Origin of the sequence: Microbulbifer elongatus (genome assembly GCF_021165935.1) — a bacterium.
GTDB classification, from domain to species: Bacteria; Pseudomonadota; Gammaproteobacteria; order Pseudomonadales; family Cellvibrionaceae; genus Microbulbifer; species Microbulbifer elongatus.
Genome location: NZ_CP088953.1, coordinates 3,398,196 through 3,422,693, shown reverse-complemented (window position 1 = coordinate 3,422,693; position 24,498 = coordinate 3,398,196). Strand labels below are relative to the sequence as shown.

Here is a 24,498-nt window from a genome sequence, read left to right as displayed (position 1 = left end):
GACGTAAATGCGGCGGGTATAAGTGTGAAGGTCACGCGCATTACCCTGGGAGGTCTGCCGTCCTGCCAATGGCTACCGATGCTGTGAGGTATCGGGATGGGACGACAGAAGTCAGCAGAAGCCATAGTAGATCTGTCACCGCAGGTTGAAGGGCGGAACATGTTGGAAATTGGAAACCCCGAGTTCTCGATGACGGACGCAAACACCGCAAAACAAGAACAGCTTGTTGCCGACATCTATCCCAGAGGGTGGTACCCGATGGGCAAGCCGTCGGTGGTGCCAGACGTCACGGTGGATGAAGACCCGTTTCCAGAAGAGACCGGTGACCTGATGACGGACGTGGTGGTGCGAGCCAACATGCACGCCGCCTACAAACGGGTCATGCGCAACAAAGGCGCTCCGGGTGTAGACGGTGTAACCGTCGACAAGCTGAAAGCTCAGCTACAGACACATTGGCCAAAGACCAGAGAAGCTTTATTGGCAGGTGATTATCGGCCGCAGACCATCAGGGCGGTGGATATCCCCAAGCCCGATGGCGGAACCAGAACCCTGGGCATCCCCACGGTAATGGATCGGCTGATCCAGCAGGCCATACATCAAGTGCTCAACCCTCTCTACGATCCAGTGTTCTCCGAGCACAGCTACGGCTATCGCCCGGGGCGCAGCGCCGGAGACGCCGTCAGGCAAGCGCGCAAACACATTGCCGCAGGCTGTGGCTGGGTCGTGGATCTGGATCTCGAGAAGTTCTTTGACCGGGTCAATCACGACATCTTGATGTCGCGGCTGGCACGGAGAATCAAGGACAAGCGGCTGCTCAAACTGATCCGCCGTTATCTCGAGGCGGGTATGATGATCGGCGGACTGGAAACCGCTCGCTACCAGGGCATGCCTCAAGGCGGACCTCTCTCTCCATTGCTATCCAATATCCTGCTGGATGAATTGGATCAGGAACTGGAAGCCCGAGGGCACCGCTTCTGTCGTTATGCTGATGACTGCAATATCTACGTCAAAAGCGAACGCGCAGGTAAGAGGGTGCTCGAGTCTGTCAGTCGCTTTCTGTCGCGCCGACTGAAGCTCAAGATAAACCCGAGCAAAAGTGATGTTGCGCGCCCGAGCCGACGTACCTTCTTGGGGTACACCGTGTACGGGAGCAACTCAAACGCGCGGCTAAAGATTGCGCCGAAGTCGATAGTGCGGCTCAAGGGTAACCTGAAAGAGCGGTTCAGGCGTGGAAGAGGGCTAAGCCTGCTGAAGCTGGTGAAGAGCCTTAATCCAGTGCTGCGTGGTTGGATGAACTACTACCGCCACACGCGAGTGACAGGAATCTTGCGAGAACTGGATATCTGGATACGCCGCCACATACGCAAAATCCTATGGCGTCAGTGGAAACGTCCGTCTACCCGGATGCGGATGCTGGTTCGGTTGGGATTAAGTGTGGAGCGTGCGTGGAAAAGCTCAGTGAACGGCCGGGGAGCTTGGTGGAATGCAGGCGCAATGCACCTGCGACATGCACTGCCAAATCGTTTCTTTGCTCGAGCTGGTCTGATGTCCGTGGTTGCTCAGTACCACCGGCCCTTAAGTACAACATGAACCGCCGTATACGGATCCGTACGTACGGTGGTGTGGGAGGACGGCGCGGGTGACCGCGCCTCCTACCCGATTTTCGAGGTAGTAATGTGGCCGATGCAGGCTGCCAGGCAGCCTGCATCGGGTACGTTTCTGGTTAATTTTTCAGACTGTCGGAATGTTTGCGAATGATGGCCAGGGTGCTGGTATCTGTGTCGAACACGGAATTCAGGCCTTGCGGTTCCTGGGGTGGGTCACCCAGAAAATCGCTACCGGGTCGCCACTGATACTCTGGGTTGTTTGAACGGCCATAGCCACCGAATGTCCAGATGTTGGATCCTACCAGTGGGCCACCGGTGCGACTGCTCTGCTCGATTGTCTTGTAGATCAGCGCCAGGAATCGGTCCCGGTACTCGGTACTCGCTTCCGGTGAGAAGCTGCCGCCGTCGCGCTCGACACCAAATTCTTCCAGTACCAGAGGCTTTTCCTGTTGTTTCGCGAATGCAATATGGCGGCTCAAGTAGTCGGTCGCCTTGTCGACGGCGACGGGGTAGGTGCTCTCCGGATTGCTGCTGTCAAACCAGCCCCAGTTCTTGATCCACAGGTGCACCGTGAGGTAGTCAATGGCATCTGTGTCGTGGGCTTGCAGATACACGTCCGCCTGTTGTTGCGTACCGGCAAGTCCTTCACTGCCGGTGCTGACCAGTTGGTTGGGAGCCAGTCGATCGAGTGTCTCGGCACTGTCCTGCACCCAGCGGATATAGTCTGTGGCCCGTGTTGCATTGTAGGTTGCACCACCTGAGCGTGGCTCGTTGGCCAGTTGCCAGGCCATGATGGTGGGGTCGTCGCGGTATGGTGTACCTGTAATGGTGTTTTGGCGCTGTGTAAGAGTGGCCGCCGTATCCAGGTACTGTTTCTGGCAGGGCGCACAGCGGTAAAAGTCCGTGGTGCTTTCGATGTATTCATCCCACTTGCCGCTCACATCCGGGTCGTCCAGCGCGGCATTCTGATGCCATACCAGATACTGAGACATTCCGCCGGACCACTGCCAAAAATTGGTGAGGTACAAAACCGCTTTCATATCCCGTGCGTGCATCTCAGCAAGTAGCCGATCTAGCCCTTGCAGCAGTGTCTCATTCAGTTGTCCGGGGGCGTTTACCACTGCAGGTTTGACACTGCGTGACAGACTGCTCTGCTCCGAAAGTGCCAGCACTCGCAGGTTGTCGATGCCCTGGGCCGCCATCAGGTCTAGCTCACGGGTGAGGCGTTCCGGGTCGGTTGCCGCCAGGTAAGCTCCGTACCAGTAGTTGGCACCGGTGAAGTGGTAGGGGCGGCCATTCAATTCGAAATGCCCGTCCTGGACGCGTACAAATGCCGTTGCCGGCGCGGTAGCGGTACCAGCCTCCGTTGCCTGTCTATGGTCACAGCCTGCGATGACTACCGCCACCGTGAGCGCGAGGGTATTTATTGTTTTCATAGGTGAGGATCCTCATATTTTCTGCACTGGGTGCATTCAGTTATTTTTCTGGTGACTGGCGACCGTATGTTGGCTGGCGCGTTCTGCTTTTACCGTGCGATAGCGGTTCAGCAGCCGGTTGGTGCTGCCATCAAATGCCTGGCAATCGGCGTCGTCAGTGAGGTGCGGAAGTAGGGAATTACATATTTGCTTGCCCAGCTCGACGCCCCACTGGTCGAAGGCATTGATGTTTCGGAGTACACTTACCGCAAATACCTTGTGCTCGTACAGGGCGATCAGCGCGCCGAGCGTTGCGGGTGTCAGCGCATCCATAGTGAGGGTGTTGCTGGGGCGGTTGCCGGGCATGGCTTTGTGAGGAGCGAGTGCGGCGGCAGCGTCAGCATCCATTCCCGCTTCAGTGAGTTCCGTGAGCGCCTGCTCCAGCGATTTGCCTACCATGAGCGCTCGGCTCTGTCCCAGACAATTGGCCACCAGAAGGTCCTGATGATTGCTGATGGGGTTGTGGGAGTGCAGCGGTAGTATGAAATCCGCCGGCACCAGCAGATTGCCCTGGTGTAACAACTGATGAAATGAATGCTGTCCGTTGGTGCCTTCGGCGCCCCAGATAATCGGGGAGGTAGGGTGCGACAGACGTTCTCCTTGTAAGGAGACGGACTTGCCGTTGCTCTCCATGTCGAGTTGCTGTACGTAACTGGGAAAGTCTCCCAGGTAGTGATCGTACGGGAGAAGCGCGTGGGTGTTGGCGCCCCAGAATTGCTGATACCAGAAGCTCAGCAATGCCATTACTACCGGCATATTTCCTTCTAAAGGCGATTGTTGAAAATGCTGATCCATTTCCGCGGCGCCACGATGAAATTCCACAAACTGGTCGTAGCCGATCGATAGCGCCAGTGGCAGGCCAATGGCCGACCACACGGAATAGCGCCCGCCCACCCAATCCCACATAGGAAATGTAAATGCGGGTTGAATCCCAAATTCTGCAATTCGGTCAGTAGCGGTACTGATGGCTGCGAAGTGGCGCTCGACGGCATCCAGGCGGCCGGTTCTCTCAATCATCCAGTTTCGTGCTGTGCGGGCGTTGGCAAGAGTTTCCTGCGTGGTAAATGTTTTCGAGGCAACGATAAACAGCGTGGTTTCCGGGGCGGCGTCGCGCAGTTTTTCACTGAGGTCACTGGCGTCTACGTTGGAGACAAACCGAACATCAAGATTGCGTTTTGCGAAAGGTGTCAGGGCGCGGCAGGCCATGGCCGGACCCAGGTGGGAGCCGCCGATACCAATATTGATAACGGTGCGGAAGGGCTTGCCGGTCACACCGGTGAGCTGGCCACCGCGCACATCGCCCACAAACTGCTGTATGCGCGCGAGGGTTTCATCCACTTGTGCGCGGTGCGCGTGCTGCTCGGGTAGAGCACCGCGCAGCAGGGGGTGTAGTACCTGGCGCTGCTCCGTGGTATTGATGGGTTCACCGCGGAACAGGGCATCCCGCCGCGCCTCAAGTCCACTGGCGCGTGCGGTCTGTAACAGTGCCGCCATGGCCGGTGGGTCGATTCTGTTTTTTGCATAGTCGAGGTCGAGCCCTGAGGCCTGGATGTGCATCTTCTCCATACGATCCGGGTTCTCTTCGAACAGGGTTGTCATCGGTATCCTGGAAAGACGTTTTTGTTCTACTAACAGGCGTTTTTCCTGGGATGGTATGTCTGTTGGGCTCACGATCACCTCGCTGCTATCTCTTGTTGCTGAATTTATGGAAAACCCTGTGGGGGAGCGGAATGACGCGCTATCTCCTGCGGGATATCCCGCTATTCAACCAGAATGTGTAACCGGTTACATCATATGGCGTGATTTTTTGCCTTTTTGTGGTGCGATAGTAAAAAAGTTTGCACTCGGGTAGTGCTTGTAATAATCTCGAAATGGAACCGGTTACATGCGGTTGCGCAGAAAGTGCCTGAGTTACTGATTCGGTATTTTTTTGCCCATCGATTGTAACCGGTTACATGCGGGCTTGTCCCAGCCGCAGTGAAAGCGAGGCGAAGTCTTCGTCCCGGCCGTGCCCAGATCCGCGCGGTCTCTACACGATAATAATTGAGGGAAAACAAAATGCTGGCAAAACAACTGCCGTTTGCTCAAGCGATTCTGGCTACAAGTGTTGCCGCCTATGGCCTGTTAGGCGCACCGGTTGCGTTCGCACAGGAGGGGGCCGGTGAAATTGAAGAGGTAGTGGTGCAGGGGATTCGCATGTCTCAGGAGACTGCGATCAACACCAAGCGCAACGCTACCTCTATCGTGGATTCGATTGTGGCGGAAGACATCGGCAAGCTGCCGGACGTCACCATCTCTGACTCGCTGCAGCGTATTACCGGTGTGCAGATCCGCCGGACCGCAGGCGAGGGTAGTACCATCAACGTGCGCGGCATGCCACAGGTGATGACCACTCTCAATGGTGAGTCCTACCTCGGAGCCGGTTCCGTGACCACGGTGCAGCCCAACTTCAACGATATTCCCGCGCCGCTGTTTGCCGGTGCCGATGTGTACAAATCGCCGACCGCATCCAAGTTGTCTGGTGGTATTACCGGCATGGTGAACCTGCGTACCCATCGCCCGATGGATTTCGATAGTGGCACGACCACCTCATTTGCCGCAGAAGGGCAGACCGGTCGCGACTCCGGTGAAACCGACAGTGCTGTTTCGGGCTTATTTGCCTGGAATAATGAGCAAGTCGGTGTACTGCTTTCTGCTTCGCTCGCCAATGTCAATCTTGCGAACTATTACAATGGCATGGCCGGGGGTGGCTCGGATGCGGGCTGGTCCGGTATGCCTTCCGAAGCCGGCAGTGATGCGGATAACTGGAATTATCACGGCAACGACATGAACGGCGACGGCGACCTCGACGATCGCTACATCGCCTATCAGGGTCACACCGCCTATAACCAGTTTGCTGAACGCGAACGCTTTGGTTTGAACGGCTCATTCCAGGCCGACCTCGGCAAAGGTTTTGATCTGGCCGCCGACTTTTTTTACACCGACATGGATGAAAAAGATCGCCGCGCGGGTATTTCCATTTCCGATAAGTGGCAACAGTGGGGTTGGGCTGCTCCGCTGGAATCCAGCGAAGGTGCTGACGGTATTCACACCGTGCAGGTGTATCAGGCAGACGGCCGCCGCCTGAAGTCCTACTCGGAAGTCAAAGGAACAGTATCTGAGTCCAGCAACATCAATATCGAACTGAACTATGACAATGGTGGCGCCTTCACCGGTGGTGCCCGCCTGGTTCACGGTCGTGCGGAACAGAGCAAACTGAACAGCTACATCGATCTGGATATGGCGGACGGCAGCCAGTGGGGCGTGCAATATCCTGAATATCCCGGCGGTGCCAAAGCCAGTAACCCCAATGGCTATTCGGATCCCTACCAGTCCATTGTTGTAGATTACCGCGGTGACGACCCCCACTGGAGTGGGGTGCCGGATCTGGTGAATAACCTCGATGGTTATTCCGTGGGTGCGCTCTCATCCGAAAATAACTACGACCGCGAAGGCGAGATGACCATTGCACGGTTCGATGGCTCATTTAACTTTGACAATAGTGGTTTCTTTCAGTCTGTGGACGGCGGTGTGCGCTACTCCGATCGCGACGCGGAAAATGAGCAGTACCACTTACTGGCACCGATCGGGAACAACGGCTGTCTGGTGCGCTGGAAAGCGACCGACGTTGTGATGGGCAATGCCTGTTCCTTTGGCGATGGCAACGGAACCTACTACACCGCTGGCAAACCGATTCCACTGTCTTCTTTCGGTAGTGATGTGCAGTGGGTGACCGACTTTGGCGGCGCTACCGGTATTCCCGGAGTGTACGCGCTGAATCCGGAAGCCATGGACAATGTGGTGGCCTTCCACAACTCCCTGTACCCGAACAATGAGCGCGGAATTATTCCCGGCCAGTCTTATGCGGTAAACCTGCAGGAGACTTCCGCTTACCTGCAGGCCAACTTTGCTGCCGAAATGGGCGTTCCGGTCAGCGGTAACTTCGGCGTGCGCGTAGTACAAACCGACCTGGAAGTTGGTCAGCGCGTAGTTGGCGGTGCCCGTGATTACGGCGCGCCGGAAGTAGACGGTGGCGAATTTGTTACCAGCCGCTCTTACACCGACGTGCTTCCCTCTCTGAACCTGGCGTTCGATCTCCGCGATGACCTGAAACTGCGCGCGGCCTATGCCAAAACCATGTCGCCGCTGAATCTAGAGCAGTGGGGCGGTGGTCTGTCTCCTACCTATGCGATCAATTCCAGCACCGGTGTGTTTGAAGTGATTTCGGCCAATTCCAACGGTAACCCGGATCTCGACCCGTGGCGCGCAGACAACTTCGACCTCTCCCTCGAATACTACATTGGCTCCGGTATGGTCAGTGCGGGTCTGTTCCTGGTGGAAATCGAGAGCTTTATCGAGCGTGGCTCTGTACCCATGGATCTGCCGGACCAAGATGGCGTAGTGCGCCGCACCACCGATGTTCAGACCAATGTTCAGGGCGATGGTGGTGAGCTCTCCGGCATTGAGCTTTCCGCCAAACAGGCGTTCGACTTCCTTCCGGGTGTCTGGGCGAACTTTGGTGTGGATGCGAACTACACCTACTCGCCCAGTGATTCGGGCAAAGTGGACATTGACGGGAATGACCTGCCGTTTGCAGACAACTCCGAGCAGCTGGCGAACTTTGTCGGTTGGTATGAAGGTGAGCGTTTGCAGGCACGCCTGGCCTACAACTACCGCAGTGAGCGCGTGGTTGCCTTTAACCAGGTGTGGGGCACCGAAGGTCTGACTTTGATGCAGGCACCGACCACCTATATCGACGCTTCCGTCAGCTACGACATCAACGATGACGTCACCGTTTATCTGAACGGCTCCAATCTCACAGGAGAAACGGAGGAGTACTACCTCCAGTGGGAAGATCAGAAGGCCTGGCAGAATGCCTATGAACCGCGTTACACGCTGGGTGTTCGCGCCAAGTTCTGATCGTTGTGCAAAACCGTCCGCGTGTGAGCGGCGTGGATGGTTTTTTTCGGGGCTACGCGAGGCGTGGCCTGACTCTCCTTTCCGCAGTTGTCGGACTCTCGACATTGGCCTCCGGTTCGCCGGAGGCATTTTTAAAAAAACAATAATACCTTTTGTAAAAATTTTATCTTTCACGGGTGATGTTTCTCATGTCTTCCGTGGAGAGTGTTTCACCCTCAGGTAGTGACTAGATCTTTGATGAAATTCGTAACGAAACTGATCGCCACATGTATTCTCCTGATCCTGTTTGGATGTGGATCATCCGGTGACGACTCTCACTCAACGATCTCGGATAGTGATGTGGGAAGCAATCCACCACCGACTACGCCCGGCTCTGAAGATGATGAACCACAGCGGGTTGCCCAAGGCTTTATTACCTATCAGGGCGAAAGGCTGTATTTAAACGGTTTCAATATTGCCTGGTTTGATTTTGCCAACGATGTGGGCAGCGGGCTGGCTGAGCCCGAACTGCGCAAGGCACTACAGGACGTTGTTGATGCGGGCGGCAATACACTGCGTTGGTGGATGCATACCGATGGCGCTTACACCCCGGCGTGGGAAAACGTCGATGGAGTGCGCCTGGTTAGTGGTCCCGGCGGTACCTTTATTGAAGATCTGGCGCGGGCGCTGGATATAGCGGCGGAGTACGGGGTGTATATCGTCCCGTCCCTTTGGTCGTTCGACATGCTGAGGGCGAACAGCTATCGAAACCCTCCAACGGCCGATAACTATCGACTGCTGACCGAAGACGCGGTATTGCAGTCCTACCTGGACCAGGCCCTGTCACCGATGGTGCAAGCATTGAATGGGCATCCACAACTGGTTGCCTGGGAGCTGTTTAACGAACCCGAAAATATGACCGAAACCTGGTTTGAAGCGGATGGTGGCCGACGCCCCACACTTGCCGATCTTCAGCGGGTCCAGGGAAAAATGGCGGCCACAATTCACCGGGTAGCGCAGTCGCAGGATCAAGTTGCACTGGTTACAACGGGATCCAAATCACTGGGCAAATACAACTCCGATGCTGCCGGTGGTGAAAACCTGTATCGCGACGATCGGCTTATTGCTGCAGCGGATAACGACGCTCTGGCAGTACTCGATTTTTATCAGGCTCATTATTACAACAATGAAGGAAAGCAGGGAGCCTGGTCCCCGTTTCATCATTCGGCGGATCACTGGGGCCTGGATAAGCCCATCGTAATCGGTGAATTCTATATCGAAGACCTTGTCCTCATGGGAGACCCGGTTTTAGCCAGTGAATTGTGCAAGCGACTTTACGATCTCGGCTATGCGGGCGGTTGGGGTTGGCAGTGGAACCAGTGGCCGGACAAGGTTGCTGCCTGTGTTCGGAATGTTCCCTAACGGGAGAAAGGGTTAATTCAGCAGACGCATCTCAAATTTTGCGCAACGCAAACCTCGCGTTGCGCGAAGTACCCCAGGAGGGTGTCCGCCTGGGTATTCTGCGCCGGTAGTGAGCATTTCAACGTGGCCGGCCGCCGGTGGTTACAACAATAAATTAGTAGTTCTTTTATTCATTCAATCAATCGGTTTTCACAACCAGGAAAACTGGAATCCAGCTGTATCCAGTGCTCTGAACAATAAAAACGTAAGAGCCATAGCGATGAAAAAAATAGTGCAATTAGCGGCAGCGATATCATTCGCCGCCAGCCAGCCCGTGCTTGCGGCCGGGTGTGATTCTCCTGCGTATTCCGCGAATACCCAATACACCGGTGGCGAGGAAGTCGTCTACCTGGGCGATGCGTTCCGCGCGAAATGGTGGGTGAAAGGCCAGGCGCCTGACCCCAGTGAACAATGGGGTCCCTGGGAGTACCTGACGCAATGTGAGGGCTCTGTGGACCCTGATCCCGATCCCGATCCCGATCCCGATCCCGATCCCGATCCCAGCGGGGATTACACCCTGAGCGCCGCGGCCGGCTCCCTCAGCGATGGCGCGGTGCTTGAAGGTGAGCGTATTACGCTGGCCCATGGCTTCGTAACCTGGACACATGCCATCAGTCAGCCGGGACAATACCGGGTATCGTTTGATATCGCTGCCCCCCATGGTGCGAAAACCAATACCTTTACCGCCGCTGGCGAAAGTCGCGCGGTGACCAACACCGCGGATACCGGCATTCAGAGTGTGGTGTTTGACAATGTCACACTGTCAGGTGGCAATCACCAGTTTTCGGTGGATGGACGCCCGCAGGCAAACTGGGGCTATATCGAGGTGCTGGGTGCAAATATTGCGCTGGTTACGGCCGATACCCCGGAGCCATCGCTTTCCCCGGCAACGGTTTCTTTCACCGCAGGGGATAGCGCGGACCTGGTGCTAACACTGAATCTGGATGGCGACACCCTCAGCACTGTGACACTCGCCGGGCAACCGCTAAACAGCAGTGATTACACACTCGGTGGCTCGCAGCTGTCACTTTCCTCGCAGCTTTTCCACGGGCGCACCGCTGGTGAGCAGCTGGTTTTGGAAGTGACATTCGCGCAATCGGATGCTGCCACTTCCACTATTTCCATTGTGGCTGCAGGCAGTTATGAAGACGGCTTTGTTTACGTCACCGATGACGGCCACTTTGGTCTTAACGGCGAGTATTTCTATACCAACGGCGCCAACAGCTATATCCCGTTCTACAAGCACGAGCAGATGGTGACGGACCTGTTTGCCAGTGCGGAAAACCTGGGTATGACCAGCTTCCGTACCTGGGCATTCTGCGACGGTGAGTATTACGGGACCCTGGCCAATACCGGCCTGGATGGCGACATCATGTGCTTCCAGCCAGAGAACCCGGATTCGGTCAGCGCTACCGAGCGCTTTAATGAAGCCGCCTTCGCTCGCCTTGACTGGGTTGTGGAAGAGGCACGCAAAGCGGGCCTGAAACTGATTCTGCCACTGACCAACTACTGGGGTGGTTTCGGCGGTATGTGCCATTACGCCTACTGGTCGCCGAATATCATTGTGGATAACGACGGTGACGGTGTGGAAGGACCGCAGGACTATGAAGCCTGTTATCGCTCCGAACAACGCCAGCGGGGCGTGACACCGCCGGTGGTGATGGTGGAAGTGGATGGGGAAATGGTCGCGAAGGAAGATCATATTTTCCTCGCTGAAGCCAATGCCCAGTACTACGGCGATGACTGGTCGCGCACACGTTTCAAGGAATACATTTCCTACCTGCTGAATCGGGTCAATACCATCAGTGGCGTTGCTTACAAGGATGACCCCACCATCATGATGTGGGAACTGGCGAATGAGCCGCGCTGCATCACCTGTACGCCGGAACAGAAAGCCGACTTCCACGACTGGATTGACGATATCTCCTCCCATATCAAATCCATCGCACCGCGCCATCTGGTGTCCACCGGCACCGAAGGGTTCGATGCGGACAATCCCTGGGAACCTGAAGACCAGAAGGGCAAAGACGGCAACGACTTCGTCACCGATCACAGTTTCCCGAATATCGATGCGGCCTCTTTCCATATGTACCCGGATTGGTGGGGATTGGATGAGGAGCAGGCCAAGGAGTTTGCCCGCAGCCGTATCGCCAAGGCGCGCGCCATGGGCAAGCCCGTGTACATGGGTGAATATGGCCGGATGCTGCAGTTTGACCCCAATACCATGAAGCCGTGGATGCACTGGGACGGCCGCGACGGTATTACCCCGGCAGAGCGCAAACGTGTTTTCGAGGAATGGCTGGCAATTGCCGACGCCGAGGATCTCGATGGCGCGCTGATGTGGATTCTGTCCGACACGGATTTCTGGGAAATCCCCAGCGAAGAAAATATGGGCGGCCCTTACTGCGATACCACACCGGGACCGGCCATGGCCTGTGACGGTCTGTATAACGACTGGGATCGTTTTACCATCTACTGTAATCCAGAGTATCAGTACGACGATGCCTGTGATGTGTTTGGTGCTTACTCGCAGATCGTCGCTCAGAAAAACGTGCCGGTCGCTAATGACGGTACACCGCTGGCACGCTTCACGTTCGCACCGGGTGTACCGCAACCCGATGAACAGATCAGCTTTGATGGGACCAACTCCTACGATGGAGATGGGGAAATCGTCAGCTATCAGTGGACCTTCGGCGATGGTAGTAGTGCAACCGGTGCACAGGTAAACCACAGCTACAGTGCCGGGGAGTACACCGTGACCCTGACGGTGCTTGATGACAGCGGAAAATCCCATCAACACAGTAAAACCGTCACGGTGGAAGCCGCTGCCGCCAACAGTCGTATTCTGTACAACGGCAAGCCCCTGTACCTGAACGGTTTCAATATCGCCTGGTTCAATTTCGCCAACGATATTGGCAATGGTCTGGATGAAAATTCCCTGCGCAGTGCCTTGCAGGATCTGGTGGATGCCGGCGGCAATACCCTGCGCTGGTGGATTCACACCGACGGTTCCTATACCCCGGCCTGGGGCAATGTAAATGGCGAGCAGGTGGTCACCGGGCCTGGTGGCAGCTTCATTCAGGACCTGCAGCGGGCACTGGATATTGCCGCGGAGTACGACGTGTACATTGTCCCCTCCCTATGGTCTTTCGATATGTTGCGGGCCAACGACGTGCGCAATCCGCCGACCTTCGATAATTACCGGTTACTGACTCAGGACGCGGTATTGCAATCCTATCTGGACAACGCTCTCACGCCGATGGTGGAGCAGCTCAACAGCCATCCACAACTCGTGGCCTGGGAGCTGTTCAACGAACCGGAAAACATGACGGAATCCTGGCTCGCCGCGGATGGTGGTCGTCGGCCGACCCTGGCCCAGTTACAGCGGGTACAGGCAAAAATGGCGGCGACTATTCACCGGGTAGCACAGAACCTCGGCCAGCAGGCACTGGTGACCACCGGCTCTAAATCCATGGGTAAATACAACTCCGATGTGGCCGGCGGAACCAATCTGTACCGGGACGATCGCCTGATCGCCGCCGCAGACGGGGACGCTCTGGCCGTGCTCGATTTCTATCAGCCCCACTACTACAACAATGAAGGCAAGAACGGGGCCTGGTCTCCTTTCCATCACTCAGCAGACTACTGGGGCGTCGACAAGCCCATTGTGGTTGGCGAGTTTTATGTTGAAGACCTGAATGTTCTCAATGACCCGGTAGATGGCCGCGATCTGTGCGCGCGCCTGCACGACCTCGGTTATGCAGGAGGCTGGGCCTGGCAGTGGAATCAGTGGCCGGGTGATGTATCCGCCTGTGTCAGCAGGGTGCCCTGAGGCGGTGTGATTACCGCCGATATTTGCCGGTGCGTGCCGGCAATAGGCAAAGAACAGTGGCTGGTGCACCGTGGTGCGCTGGTCATTGCACGGCAGTTCCTTTGCCGTGAAGTGCGGTGCGTGTATCGCGGGCCGCAGAGTTGCCGGGCAGTCAGATTCTGCTTGTGCCGCTGTTGTCCGCTGTATCGACACTGGTCGCAGTTAACGGCGAACTCACTCCAATGAAACACCAATAAAAAATGCATGGTGAGTGAAATGATAAAAGCAAAAACAGGCCTGTCGCTGGCAATAGCCGCGATGATGGCCGTTCCCCTTGGTGCACAGGCGGCCGCCTGTACCGCGCCGGAATGGGATACCGCCTTCCAGTACAAAGGTAACGAACTGGTCACCTATGACAGCGCCCACTTCAAAGCCAAATGGTGGGTGATAGGCACTGCACCCGATCGCAATGAGCGTTGGGGGCCATGGGAATTTATTGAAGACTGCGAGACTGGTGGCGATCCCGATCCCGATCCCGATCCCGATCCCGATCCCGATCCCGATCCGGTGCCAGTCGTATCTCCACAATCCCGCTCCTTCAACAGCGATGGCGGCAGCGATGTGGTCTTTACCTTGAATACTGATGGCGACACTCTGGTGTCCGTGGACAACACCACGCTGGCGACGTCCATGGGTGAAAGTGCCTACAGCCTGAACGGTTACGAGCTCACTTTCAGTGCTGCCTACCTGAGCAGCCTTGACACAGGAAACTATAGTTTCCAGCTAAATTTTGCCAGCGCCACGCCACTTGCGGTCGATATCAATGTGGTGGAGGTGAGCGACGAAGCCCAGACACTGACACCGCAGGATGCCGTGCTCAGCGACGGCGCGGAACTGGTGGACGGCTTTGTTGAACTCAATCACGGCCAGGCGCAGTGGCTCTACTACGCCCCCATGTCCGGGGAATATGTGGTGGAGTTTGATTACCAGTCCCCCCACGGTGAAAAAACCAATACATTCTATGTGGGTGGCAGCACGCAACAGGTTGCAACACCGGCCACCACCGGTACCGAGACCTATTCCATAACTGCGAACCTGAGTGCCGGGGAACAGGTTATCGGCGTGGATGGAACCGGTGGTAACTGGGGCTATATCCTGTTGGGCGACGTGCGGGTTATCCCGGCGGAAGTAGTGCCGGAAGATCCCACACTGAGCCCGGCCAGCAAGAGCGTACAGGTTGGTTCCGGTGAAAGCGTCAGCTACAGCCTGAGCAGTGGCTCTTATACTTTTACCGGCCTCAGAAATGGCGGTACCACGCTCCAGCAGGGCATCGACTACAGCGTGAGTGCGGCGAGCCTGACCCTGGAAGCGGGCTATATCAGCACACTCGCGGTGGGCAGTTATACCCTGACCGCTACTTTCGAGGATGCCGACCTGGGCAACCAGTCCGTATCCGTAGAGCTGCGTGTAGACAGCGAGCCTGTGGTGATGCCAACGGTCTCTCCGGATAGCCAGACCGTCAATGTAGATGCGCCCACCGCGCTGGCCTTCAACCTGGATTCCGGTTCCTTCTCCTTTACCGGTGTTAACGCCGATGGTGTCGCTCTGCAGGCCAGTGACTACAGCTACGGCAGCGGTGTACTCACCTTGAATGAAGCGCACGTGGCCAGCCTAAGTAGTGGGCAAACCGTCAGCTATAGCGCCCAGTTCAGCAGCAGTGATCACGGCAGTGCCTCGGCAGATTTCCTGGTGACCGCTACGGAAGCGCTTACCGGTGACTGCTTCGATATCAGCACGGTGACTTCCGAAGGTGCTGTAATTGAAGGTGACCGCGCGAAGGTCACCGGCACCAATGGCAGCGCCGCCTACTGGACTTTTAGTCTGGAAAAGGCCGGTCAGTATCAGGTACTGCTCACCTATAGCACCGAGGGCGGCGACAAGTATGTGTCCTACCTGCTGGACGACGGTGGCCTGTCGAATATGGTGTGGCCGAATACGCCCGTTTCAGCACCCCAGGACATGGAGTTTGTGCACAACCTGAGTGCGGGTGTACATCGCATCGGCATGATTAATCGCGAAGGCGATTGGGGCTGGGCCAGCGTACACAACCTGTGCGTGAACTTCCTCGGCAACCTGGAAATCAACAGCCCACAGGCGTTCGACCACTTGAGCAGTGGTGCGGACATTACCGTGGACTTCGATAAGGACGCCACCGGTGACCTGACGTATTCCGTTAACGGTGGTGCCACCCAGGTATATGCTGGTAACAGCCCACTGGTAATTCCTACCAGCGGTGATGGTCTCTACGACCTGGAATTTGGAGTTGCCGGCACTAGCCTGAAAAAAGCTTTGAGGGTGCAGGTGGGTAATGCCCCCGGTCCCTTCTATGTGGATACCCTGGGCACACAGTTTGTTCTGGGTAACCAGCCGTTCTACTTTAACGGTTCCAACCAGTACTACCTGATGTACAAGCCGGAAGCTATGGCGGAAGACTTCTTTCAGCGCGCGCACCATCTCGGCATGACCTCGGTGCGCACCTGGATGTTCTGCAACGACACCAAAACCCATGATGGTGTCTGCATCAACATGAAGTCCGGTGAAGACTTCCTGCTGACCAAAGCGAATCGCACCGCTGCCGAGCAGGCCATTGTGGATCGCAGTTTCGAGCTGTTCGACAACTATGTGGCACTGGCTCATCAGTACGACATCAAGCTGGTGTTGTCACTGGCGGATCACTGGAACTACTTCGGTAACCTGGATTCTTACGGTTCGCCGCATTTCTCCACGCCGTCGTCCGTAGACAAGTTCAAAGGCTTTATCACCGAACTGTTGCAGCACCAGAACCCCTTGACCGGCTATACCTACGCGGAAGATCCGGCCATCATGATGTGGGAGCTGGCCAACGAACCCCGCTGTGAAAGCAGCTGTAATGTGCAAATTTTCAAAGCGTGGGTGGACGATATTTCCAGTCTGATCAAGTCACTCGCCCCCAGTCATCTGGTATCGATCGGTGCGGAGTCCTCATTTGGCCATAATGGCACCGGGGATGACTTCAATTTCGTCAGAACGGTCAACGATTTGCCCACTATCGACGCAATCAGTGCGCACCTTTATCCCACCTGGTGGAATATGTCCGACGCGGAAACCCTGGCTAATATCGACCAACTCGCCGAAGTAGGGCGGGTACTGAATAAGCCAACCTATATCGGTGAGTTCAGCTGGCCGGTGGCCTCGGAAGCGACAGTGGCCGAAGACCTGAACGTGCGTTACCAGAAGTTTGTCGACTGGTACGCGCAGGCGGAACAGAACAAGGACGCCATTGGCGGTATGCACGCCTGGCAGCTCTCCGGTAAGGAGTGGGGCAACGGCAACACGCCACTGGATGGTTGCCAATGGTGCGCCGGCCCCTACGGTGAACCCACTGGCGGCTGGGTATCCAACAACGATGGCTTCCAGATGTACTGTGCGATGACTGCGGAAGAAGCAACCCTCACGGAAACCGGCGCCCCGGGCTCCAACACCGAGGGAAGTAAGATTCATATCGACCTGCACAAACCGGTTTGTGATTTGTTGATCGATCGTTCTTCTTACTACGAGTCCCTGAATCAGTAGATCCAACTCAAGCCCGGGTATGCCCCGGGGAAAACAAGGCCGCAGTGGGGTTACCTGCTGCGGCCTTTTTTGTGGGTAAAGTGCGGTAAACGGTTATTTACATTTCTTTAGCTTGCAGAAACCCCACTTAACTGGCCAGCGAATAGAATTCTTCCATCGGTACTCGAACGCCGTACGCGACTGAACCGGATCTGCAAACTTAGGAGGAAACCTATGCCAAATCTGCAGAAGCCCTTGATGGCCATTGCCATGACACTGGTCCTGTTTTCAGGAAGTATTGCGGCCCCTTATGCGGATGCGAGCCCACGCTATAGCGAGCGTCACAGTGCACACCACCATCACGCGAAACCGCAACAGAAAACGGTTGTGGTTGTGAAAAAAAATGTACCCAGTGGGATATCGTGCAAAAGCGCTACCAGTGGGATACCGCAAGGTGATTGTCAGCGGTAAACCCTATTTTTATGCAAAAGGTAACTACTATCGCTGGCTGCCGAAGACGGCAACGTATGTGGTGGTAAAGAATCCGGGGGCTGCCTTCGGATAAGGTGCATCCGGTGCTTGCGCCGGGGTTTTTGATGAATGTGAATGACGGAATTTTCTGATTAAGGAATCTACCAATGAAGAATGTCCACGCTCTGTTTATTAGCAGCATGCTGCTGGTTACCTCCACCAGCTTTGCCCAGGAAGAATCTTCTACCGGGGGCAAGGGCGGTCGCCTTGGCGATATGATGACAAAGCTCGACACGGATGGCGATGGCCGAATTTCCGTGGATGAGTTCTCAGCTTTCTCGCCGAAAAGAGGCGACCCTGAGGAAATGTTTTCCCGCATAGGTCAAGACGGCGACGGCTTTGTAACTGAAGAGGAAATGAAGCAGGCCCGCAAGGGAATGCGGGGAAAGCGGAAAGGACAAGAGTAATCTAGCTAAGCAGCGCGCAGTGGTAATTAACTCTTTTTATTTCTTTTAGTGTCCCTGACCAAATATGACTTACCCTGACTGCGTTTTAGCTCGAAAAGATCGATAGCCCTTAGCAGGCTGCTCAGGTTTTTGAAGCCATAGTTTCGGCAGTCGAAGGAAGTCCCATTGGAGATATTGGAGCCGACAGCACCGAGATCGGCCCAACCATCGTCGTCCTTGGTGGCTTCGATAGCCTGGCGCAGCAGCGTGATCAACTTTGTATCAGACTTGATGTTTTTGCGCTTTTCTCCACTCTTTTTCTCAAGATATAAAAAAAGCGGGCTTTCGCCCGCTTCAATACCTCTCATCCTGTGAGCGACTCTTTCTTGTAGGTATTCCTTATCTACAGTCGATGTGTTCTCAGTGCGTTACCACTGCAGTGCACCACCGGTCTGGTATTCGATGACCCGTGTTTCGAAGAAGTTCTTCTCCTTGCGCAGGTCCATGATCTCGGACATCCACGGGAAGGGGTTCTGGGCACCCGGGAACTGTTCTTTCAGACCCAGCTGGCTCAGGCGACGGTTGGCGATGAAGTGGAGGTATTCCTCCATCATGGCCGCGTTCATGCCGAGTACGCCGCGGGGCATGGTGTCGCGGGCGTAGGCCACTTCCAGTTCCATACCTTCCAGGATCATCTGGGTGACTTCCTGCTGGAACTGTTCGGTCCACAGGTGCGGGTTTTCCAGTTTGATCTGGTTGATCACGTCGATGCCGAAGTTGAGGTGCATGGACTCGTCGCGCAGGATGTACTGGAACTGCTCGGCAACGCCGGTCATCTTGTTGCGGCGACCCATGGACAGGATCTGGGTGAAGCCGCAGTAGAAGAAGATACCTTCGGTGACCGCGTAGAAGGCGATCAGGTTGCGCAGCAGCTCCTGGTCGGTTTCTGCGGTGCCGGTCTTGAAGTTGGGATCGCTGATGGAGCCGGTGTGCGCGAGGCTCCAGGCGGCTTTCTTGGCGACGCTGGGGACTTCGCGGTACATGTTGAAGACTTCGCCTTCGTCCATGCCTAAGGACTCTACACAGTACTGGTAGGCGTGGGTGTGGATGGCTTCTTCAAAGGACTGGCGCAGGATGTACTGGCGGCATTCCGGGTTGGTGATGTGGCGGTAGATGGCCAGCACCAGGTTGTTGGCTACCAGGGAGTCGGCGGTGGAGAAGTAACCCAGGGAGTATTCCACGATGCGACGCTCGTCTTCGGTCAGACCATTGGGGTCTTTCCACATGGACACGTCTTTGTTCATGTTTACTTCCTGCGGCATCCAGTGGTTGGCACAGCCGTCGAGGTATTTCTGCCAGGCCCAGTCGTACTTGAACGGTACCAGCTGGTTGAGGTCGGCGCGGCAGTTGATGATGCGCTTTTCGTCTACCTGGATACGGGCAGCGCCCATTTCCAGTTCTTCGAGGCCCGGGGCCGGATCCAGATCGTTTACGGCGGCACGCGCGGCTTCGACCGCTGAAGAGGGCGTGGCCTTGGAGGTGGACTCGGCTTGGGCCGCGGTCGATGCCGGGGCACTGCTGGCGCTCTCTACCTGGTAGTTAGCGCTGGGTTCGGTGACTGCCTGCTGCTCGGATTGCAGTGCACCCGGCACCGGTTGCGGTTCGGCTTTCTTGGGCTCTGGCTTGGCTTGTGTGTCGATATCGTCCCAGCTCAGCATGTCTTCCCCTTATCTTTTCCGTGCGATGCCCCATCGGTGATGGGGTATCCAAAATGTGTGTCGTGTGCGACCTGCGCCCGGCCCGGGTTTGACTCTTTTGTTGAGTTTTTGCCCGGTGCCGGGGCGGCGCTTATGGTCTTGGTTGCGTGGGGGCCGCTGCTGCCAGCGGCTCCACGCGGTGCTCTCCCCCGAGAGTCTTTTGGCTTGTAACGAGCGCTTATTGGCAGGCTTCGCAGTCTGGATCGTCCAGCGAGCAGGCCGCGGGTACGGCTGCCGGTGCGGCGCTGGCAGCGGGGGCGCCACCGGCGCTCACGGCGTTCAGGGTGCCACTGTTCACGGTGGATTTTTCCGTGGTGGTGGCGGCCAGGGCGCGCAGGTAGTAGGTGGTTTTCAAGCCGCGGTACCAGGCCATGCGGTAGGTCAGGTCCAGCTTCTTGCCGTTGGCGCCGGCGATGTAGAGGTTCAGGGACTGGGCCTGATCGATCCACTTCTGACGGCGGCTGGCGGCGTCTACGATCCAGCGCGGCTCTACTTCAAACGCGGTGGCGTATTTGGCTTTCAGGTCGGCCGGTACGCGGTCGATCTTCTGTACAGAACCTTCGTAGTACTTGAGATCGTTGACCATCACCTTGTCCCACAGGCCACGGGCTTTCAGGTCGTGTACCAGATAGGGGTTCACTACGGTGAATTCGCCAGACAGGTTCGATTTCACGTACAGGTTCTGGTACGTGGGCTCGATGGACTGGGAAACGCCGGTAATGTTGGCGATGGTCGCGGTCGGGGCGATGGCCATCACATTGGAGTTACGCATGCCCTGGCTTGCGACCTTGTCGCGCACCAGATCCCAGTCCAGGGTGCTGCTGGTGTCCTGGTCGATAAACTGCTCGCCGCGGTTCTTGGCGAGAATTTCGATGGAGTCGATCGGCAGGATGCCCTGGCTCCACAGGGAGCCTTCGTAGCTGCCATAGCTGCCGCGCTCTGCCGCCAGGTCACTGGAGGTGGAGATGGCGTAGTAGCTGATCGCTTCCATGGTGGTGTCGGCGAACTGTACGGCTTCATCACTGGAGTAGGAGATGCCGGCCTTGTACAGCGCGTCCTGGAAGCCCATCAGACCCAGGCCCACCGGACGGTGGCGCATGTTGGACTGACGCGCGGTCTCCACGGAGTAGTAGTTGATGTCGATGACGTTATCGAGCATGCGCACGGCGGTTTTCACGGTGCTTTCCAGCTTGCTCATGTCGAGCTTGCCGTCTTCGCCAATGTGCTGGGACAGGTTGACCGAGCCCAGGTTACATACCGCGATTTCGTCGTTGGCCTTGGTGTTGAGGGTGATCTCGGTGCACAGGTTGGAGCTGTGTACCACACCGGCGTGCTGCTGCGGGCTGCGCAGGTTACAGGCGTCCTTGAAGGTGATCCAGGGGTGGCCGGTTTCAAACAGCATGCCCAGCATCTTGCGCCACAGGTCCACCGCGCGCACTTTTTTGTGCAGCTTCAGTTTGCCTTCGGCAACCAGCTGTTCGTAGTGGTTGTAACGCTCTTCAAACTTGTCGCCGAACAGGTCGTGCAGGTCCGGGGTGTCCGCCGGGGAGAAGAGGGTCCACTCCTTGTCTTCGAACACGCGCTTCATGAACAGGTCTGGCACCCAGTTGGCGGTGTTCATGTCGTGGGTACGGCGGCGGTCGTCACCGGTGTTTTTGCGCAGCTCGAGGAATTCTTCGATGTCCAGGTGCCAGGTTTCAAGATACGCACACACGGCGCCCTTGCGCTTGCCGCCCTGGTTGACCGCAACCGCGGTGTCGTTGGCCACTTTCAGGAAGGGCACAACACCCTGGGATTTACCGTTGGTACCTTTAATGTAGGAGCCGAGAGAGCGCACCGGCGTCCAGTCGTTACCCAAGCCGCCCGCCCACTTGGACAGCATGGCATTGTCCTGGATGGCACCGTAGATGCCGTGCAGGTCGTCCGGCACGGTGGTCAGGTAGCAGGAGGACAGCTGTGGGCGCAGGGTGCCGGCGTTGAACAGCGTCGGGGTGGAGCTCATGTAGTCGAAGGAGCTCAGCAGTTCGTAGAACTCGATGGCGCGCTCATTCGGCTTGTCTTCATTGATGGCGAGGCCCATGGCCACGCGCATGAAGAACAGCTGCGGCAGTTCGAAGCGGACTTCATCGGAGTGCAGGAAGTAGCGGTCGTACAGAGTCTGCAGGCCGAGGTAGGTGAACTGGTGATCGCACTCGGGTTTGATCGCATCGCCGAGTTTTTCCAGGTCGAAGTTGGCCAGCGCCGGGTCCAGCAGTTCCAGCTCGATACCTTTGGCCACGTAGGCGGCCAGGGCCGGCTTGTACAGGCTTTCCATTTCTTTCTGGGTGGCGGACTCGGCCACGTTCAGGAAGCGCAGGGCCTCACTGCGCAGTTTGTCCAGCAGCAGGAAAGCGGTGGCGTAGGTGTAGTTGGGCTCCTGCTCAACCAGGGTGCGCGCGGTGATCACCAGTGCGGTGTTGATGTCAGTTTCAGAGACACCGTCGTACAGGTTTTTCAGCGCTTCGTTCAGGATCAGGCTGGCGTCTACATCGGTCAGCCCTTCACAGGCTTCGCTGACGATGGTGCGCAGGCGCTCCATATCCAGCGGTACCAGTGAGCCGTCTTCCATCTTCACGCGAATGCTTGGATGGGTATCGCTGGACTGGACCGCCGCGGTGGCCTTTTCTTTGTCTTTCTCGGCACGCAGGCGCGCGTGCTCTTCGCGGTACAGCACGTAATCGCGGGCGATCTTGTGTTCACCGGCGCGCATCAGTTCCAGCTCGACCTGGTCCTGAATTTCTTCGATATGAATGGTGCCGCCGGAAGGCATGCGGCGCTTGAAGGTGGCGCTGATCTGGGCAACCAGGTCCGCCACACGCTCGTGGATACGGCTGGAGGCGGCAGCGGTGCCACCCTCAACGGCGAGGAACGCCTTGGTAACAGCGACGGAGATTTTGCTGTCGTCATAGGGCACAACGGTGCCGTTGCGCTTGATGACGCGAATCTGACCGGGGGCGGTGGCAGCCAGTGAGGTGTTGCTGCTGGCCTGGTCTGTTACCGAATCCTTGGTAGTGCCATTAGGCACAGACTGGGAACGCCCTGTCTCTGTGTGCATGAATTTCTCCGTAAGTTTTCGTGCGCGTCGGGGTCGACTGCCTGGGTTTTTGCTCTGATTTTTCAGTGTGTCGGCTTGTGGCCTTAATTTGTTCTCGCGACCAGTATTCCGCCATTCAGCACAGTTTTTGCGCGAATCGTAAGGATTCCGCAGGCACAAGTAGTGGCGGCGAAGTCATGGCTTCGCTCGGGTAACTCTTGTGGGGTACTGCTTTGATACTGCGTCTGGCCCGGGCATTTGCCTCTGGCGCCACATTCACAGGGAAGGTTGTAAAAGTGGATAACCTGAAAAGCCAGCTAGTTGGTGCGATAGAGTACAGACACTATATGTTGTGGTTGATCTGCTGGCGCAGAAAGTCACATTGCGCCGTTTTCCCCGATGCCGCCTGGGCTACATCTGGGGGCTGCTTAGTGCTTAAACCCAATATATTGGGGTCCGATCTCGAATGAGCAACAAGATAATGCGGTTGGGGGGGTAATTCAAGGCGGATAACCACGGAGTTACTTGTGGATAATTTGTGGGTAGGCGGTGCGAGGTTGAATTCTATTCCCCGGCAACGCCCGCCATTACTGGGCGGGTATAAAAAGTAAACAGTGGATGGCGCGCAATCCACAGTTTAAGAATATTTTTTAATAGTAAACCCGTCTCAAATTAAGCCCGGCAATAACAATTCCCGGTTGGGCATTCTCTGATCAAATCGGCACTGGCAGGTCAATTTGGGCGCCAGGCAGAGGCTGGCATTCCGGGGATTGTCGCGATTGTGTTGCGAGATGATTCTGGTGCCAGATCGGGTGATCTGCCGGTCCGGGGCGTGTTCATTCTGTGGACAACTCCCATTGCATCAGGGCAGTGGGGGGAGGTACTGGCGCCAGCCTCCGGGAAGTCAGAGGCCGGCACCCTGCCGTGGGTGAATCACCCGGTCAGTTGCTGTTGTCCTGGAGAAATTCCATCAGCGCCTTCTGTGCGTGCAGTCGGTTTTCGGCTTCGCCCCACACTACGGAGATTTTTTCATCTTCCAGCAGTTCGCCACTGACTTCTTCGCCGCGGTGCGCCGGGAGGCAGTGCATAAAGATGGCATCCCGGTTGGCGTGGCTCATCAGCTCGTGGTCGACCAGGTAGCCGTCGAACGCCTTGAGGCGGATCTGCTGCTCGGTTTCCTGGCCCATGGACGCCCACACATCGGTGGCAACCCAGTCGGCGCCGCTGACGGCTTCTTTTGGGGTGCGCACCACCTGCACCCGGTCTTTGGCACGGGCGAGGATGGCTTCGTCCGGATCGTAGCCTTCCGGGCAGGCGATACGCAGTTCAAAGTCGTACATCAGCGCGGCATTGATATAGGAGTGGCACATGTTGTTGCCGTCTCCTACCCAGGCCACGGTTTTGCCTTCCGGGCTACCGCGATGTTCTACGTAGGTCTGCAGGTCTGCCAGCAGCTGACAGGGGTGGTAGCTGTCGGAGAGGGCGTTGATCACCGGCACCTTGCTGTATTCCGCAAAGCGCTCCAGCACGTTGTGGCCGAAGGTGCGGATCATCACCATGTCGACCATGCGCGAGATCACTCGCGCACTGTCTTCAATCGGTTCACCGCGTCCCAGCTGGGTGTCGCGGGGGGACAGGAACAGGGCACTGCCGCCCATCTGCGCCATGCCCGCCTCAAAAGAAACCCGGGTGCGCGTGGACGATTTCTCAAAAATCATCCCCAGCACTTTATTGCGAAACGGTTCGCTGGCAATGCCCTGGTTACGCAGTGCCTTGAGCTCGATCGCGCGCTCGACGACTGAACGCAATTCGTCCCGATTCAGGTCGAGCAGAGTGAGAAAGTGTCTGACTGCCATATTGGTATCCTC

Annotated in this window: 13 protein-coding genes; 7 read left to right on the top strand and 6 right to left on the bottom strand. The window is 56.7% G+C overall.

The window, feature by feature from the left end; all coding sequences use genetic code 11:
* The first annotated feature begins 96 nt into the window (after window positions 1–96).
* Entirely contained in the window at window positions 97–1,590 is a 1,494-nt protein-coding gene (gene ltrA / locus LRR79_RS14175) for a group II intron reverse transcriptase/maturase (RefSeq protein WP_231757837.1), read from the top strand.
* A gap of 133 nt (window positions 1,591–1,723) precedes the next feature.
* On the opposite strand, the gene LRR79_RS14170 is transcribed toward ltrA, so the two are convergent.
* Window positions 1,724–3,043, bottom strand: a complete 1,320-nt coding sequence (locus tag LRR79_RS14170; protein ID WP_231757836.1) for a glycoside hydrolase 5 family protein — start codon at window positions 3,041–3,043, stop codon at window positions 1,724–1,726.
* A gap of 36 nt (window positions 3,044–3,079) precedes the next feature.
* Window positions 3,080–4,681, bottom strand: coding sequence for a glucose-6-phosphate isomerase (gene pgi / locus LRR79_RS14165; protein ID WP_231757835.1), 1,602 nt, complete (start codon window positions 4,679–4,681; stop codon window positions 3,080–3,082).
* 459 nt (window positions 4,682–5,140) lie between these two features.
* Between pgi and LRR79_RS14160 the strand changes: the two genes are divergently transcribed.
* The 6 genes from LRR79_RS14160 (at window position 5,141) to LRR79_RS14140 (ending at window position 17,821) form a co-directional block, all read left to right on the top strand.
* Complete coding sequence (locus LRR79_RS14160) at window positions 5,141–8,041, top strand: TonB-dependent receptor (RefSeq protein ID WP_231757834.1); 2,901 nt, start codon at window positions 5,141–5,143, stop codon at window positions 8,039–8,041.
* A 237-nt stretch (window positions 8,042–8,278) separates the two neighbouring features.
* Window positions 8,279–9,442, top strand: a complete 1,164-nt coding sequence (locus LRR79_RS14155) for a cellulase family glycosylhydrolase (RefSeq protein WP_231757833.1) — start codon at window positions 8,279–8,281, stop codon at window positions 9,440–9,442.
* Between the two features lie 259 nt (window positions 9,443–9,701).
* Window positions 9,702–13,313 (top strand): PKD domain-containing protein, encoded by a 3,612-nt coding sequence (locus LRR79_RS14150; protein WP_231757832.1) that lies wholly within the window; start codon window positions 9,702–9,704, stop codon window positions 13,311–13,313.
* 255 nt (window positions 13,314–13,568) lie between these two features.
* Window positions 13,569–16,904, top strand: a complete 3,336-nt coding sequence (locus LRR79_RS14145; RefSeq protein WP_231757831.1) for a X2-like carbohydrate binding domain-containing protein — start codon at window positions 13,569–13,571, stop codon at window positions 16,902–16,904.
* Window positions 16,905–17,286: 382 nt separating this feature from the next.
* On the top strand, window positions 17,287–17,448 hold the full coding sequence (locus LRR79_RS17400) for a DUF6515 family protein (protein WP_407665212.1): 162 nt from the start codon (window positions 17,287–17,289) through the stop codon (window positions 17,446–17,448).
* 73 nt (window positions 17,449–17,521) lie between these two features.
* Complete coding sequence (locus LRR79_RS14140) at window positions 17,522–17,821, top strand: EF-hand domain-containing protein (RefSeq protein ID WP_231757830.1); 300 nt, start codon at window positions 17,522–17,524, stop codon at window positions 17,819–17,821.
* Window positions 17,822–17,847: 26 nt separating this feature from the next.
* Here the strand turns inward: LRR79_RS14140 and LRR79_RS14135 are convergent, their stop codons facing one another.
* From LRR79_RS14135 to argF, 4 genes are all read right to left on the bottom strand, one after another.
* Window positions 17,848–18,168 carry an OST-HTH/LOTUS domain-containing protein gene (locus tag LRR79_RS14135; RefSeq protein WP_231757829.1) on the bottom strand — a complete coding sequence of 107 codons (321 nt, stop codon included), beginning with the start codon at window positions 18,166–18,168 and terminating at the stop codon, window positions 17,848–17,850.
* A 60-nt stretch (window positions 18,169–18,228) separates the two neighbouring features.
* Window positions 18,229–19,518, bottom strand: a complete 1,290-nt coding sequence (locus tag LRR79_RS14130; RefSeq protein ID WP_231757828.1) for a ribonucleotide-diphosphate reductase subunit beta — start codon at window positions 19,516–19,518, stop codon at window positions 18,229–18,231.
* A gap of 217 nt (window positions 19,519–19,735) precedes the next feature.
* On the bottom strand, window positions 19,736–22,651 hold the full coding sequence (locus LRR79_RS14125) for a ribonucleoside-diphosphate reductase subunit alpha (protein ID WP_231757827.1): 2,916 nt from the start codon (window positions 22,649–22,651) through the stop codon (window positions 19,736–19,738).
* A gap of 920 nt (window positions 22,652–23,571) precedes the next feature.
* Complete coding sequence (gene argF, locus LRR79_RS14120) at window positions 23,572–24,486, bottom strand: ornithine carbamoyltransferase (RefSeq protein ID WP_231757826.1); 915 nt, start codon at window positions 24,484–24,486, stop codon at window positions 23,572–23,574.
* Window positions 24,487–24,498: the final 12 nt, after the last annotated feature.

Excerpts from the sequence above, each read along its gene's own strand:
- LRR79_RS14145 (WP_231757831.1), top strand. The coding sequence starts at position 13,569 with ATGATAAAAGCAAAAACAGGCCTGTCGCTGGCAATAGCCGCGATGATG.
- LRR79_RS14160 (WP_231757834.1), top strand. The coding sequence starts at position 5,141 with ATGCTGGCAAAACAACTGCCGTTTGCTCAAGCGATTCTGGCTACAAGT.
- LRR79_RS14140 (WP_231757830.1), top strand. The coding sequence starts at position 17,522 with ATGAAGAATGTCCACGCTCTGTTTATTAGCAGCATGCTGCTGGTTACC.
- LRR79_RS17400 (WP_407665212.1), top strand. The coding sequence starts at position 17,287 with ATGTACCCAGTGGGATATCGTGCAAAAGCGCTACCAGTGGGATACCGC.
- LRR79_RS14135 (WP_231757829.1), bottom strand. The coding sequence starts at position 18,168 with ATGAGAGGTATTGAAGCGGGCGAAAGCCCGCTTTTTTTATATCTTGAG.
- LRR79_RS14130 (WP_231757828.1), bottom strand. The coding sequence starts at position 19,518 with ATGCTGAGCTGGGACGATATCGACACACAAGCCAAGCCAGAGCCCAAG.
- pgi (WP_231757835.1), bottom strand. The coding sequence starts at position 4,681 with ATGACAACCCTGTTCGAAGAGAACCCGGATCGTATGGAGAAGATGCAC.
- argF (WP_231757826.1), bottom strand. The coding sequence starts at position 24,486 with ATGGCAGTCAGACACTTTCTCACTCTGCTCGACCTGAATCGGGACGAA.
- LRR79_RS14155 (WP_231757833.1), top strand. The coding sequence starts at position 8,279 with ATGAAATTCGTAACGAAACTGATCGCCACATGTATTCTCCTGATCCTG.
- LRR79_RS14150 (WP_231757832.1), top strand. The coding sequence starts at position 9,702 with ATGAAAAAAATAGTGCAATTAGCGGCAGCGATATCATTCGCCGCCAGC.
- ltrA (WP_231757837.1), top strand. The coding sequence starts at position 97 with ATGGGACGACAGAAGTCAGCAGAAGCCATAGTAGATCTGTCACCGCAG.
- LRR79_RS14170 (WP_231757836.1), bottom strand. The coding sequence starts at position 3,043 with ATGAAAACAATAAATACCCTCGCGCTCACGGTGGCGGTAGTCATCGCA.
- LRR79_RS14125 (WP_231757827.1), bottom strand. The coding sequence starts at position 22,651 with ATGCACACAGAGACAGGGCGTTCCCAGTCTGTGCCTAATGGCACTACC.